At 69.7% G+C, this 1051-nt stretch carries 1 protein-coding gene; it reads left to right on the top strand.

What is annotated here, in order from left to right; all coding sequences use genetic code 11:
* Positions 1–47 precede the first annotated feature (47 nt).
* Positions 48–1051 (top strand): glucokinase (locus tag ABB29_RS15340; protein ID WP_425414782.1); only part of this gene is annotated, 1004 nt, incomplete at its 3' end.

The following is a 1051-nucleotide window of genomic DNA, read 5'->3' as shown; positions in this document are numbered from 1 at the left end:
TGGGGAGACATGTGGTCGCCATCGCCAATCCAATGCCGGTATCGCGCATGAGCGCGCTGGACGGTCCGTTCATTGCCGCCGACGTCGGCGGCACCCATGTGCGCATCGCGCTGGTGCGGCCGACCGGACTGGCGACCCAGCCGGTGGCCGTGCTGGCCTACCAGAAGTACCTCAACGCCGACTTCGCCAGCCTGGTCGACATCGTCCAGGCCTTCCTGGCCACCCTCGGCAGCCAGGCCGGCGTCCGCGCCGCGGTCATCGCCAGCGCCGGCTATGCGCTGGAAGACGGCACCGTCATCACCAACAACCTGCCCTGGCCGCTGTCACTGGCCGCCCTGGGCCAACGCCTGGGCCTGCAGCAGGTGCAGCTGGTCAACGACTTCGAGGCCGTGGCACACGCCGCCGCCCAGGTCGATGCCAGCCATCTCATCCAGCTCAGTGGCCCGCGCGAAGCCGCCGTGCCCGGACCCTCGCTGATTCTCGGTCCCGGCACCGGCCTGGGCGCGGCGGTGTGGATTCCGCACCAGCCGCGCGCGGTGGTGCTGGCCACCGAAGCCGGCCAGGCCGCGCTGGCGGTCGGCAATGCGCTGGAAATGGAAGTGCTGCGGCAGCTGCTCAAGGACCGTGAACACGTGCCGGTCGAGCACGCCCTGTCCGGTCCCGGGCTGATGAACCTGTACCGGGCACTGGCCGCGGTCAATGGCCAGTCGCCGGTCTGCCAGCAACCCGACCAGGTCACCGCCGCCGCGCTGTCAGGCAGCGAGGCGCTGGCCGTCCAGACCCTGTCGATGTTCTGCGGCCTGCTCGGCAGCACCGTCGGCGACATGGCGCTGCTGTACGGCGCCCAGGGTGGCGTGTACCTGGCCGGCGGCATCCTGCCGGCGCTGCGCGACTACCTGCCCGACAGCCCGTTCGTGCCGCGCCTGCTCAACAAGGGAAGCATGCGCCAGGCCCTGCAGCGCATCCCGGTCAAGGTCGTCGAACACGGACAGCTCGGCGTCATCGGCGCCGCCAGCTGGTTCATCGGACAACCTGTCTCTTATAAAAATCT

This window comes from Pseudoxanthomonas dokdonensis, assembly GCF_001431405.1.
In the GTDB taxonomy this organism is placed as follows: domain Bacteria; phylum Pseudomonadota; class Gammaproteobacteria; order Xanthomonadales; family Xanthomonadaceae; genus Pseudoxanthomonas_A; species Pseudoxanthomonas_A dokdonensis.
Note: the sequence above shows the minus strand (reverse complement) of the source record. Positions and strands in the feature narration are given on the sequence as shown.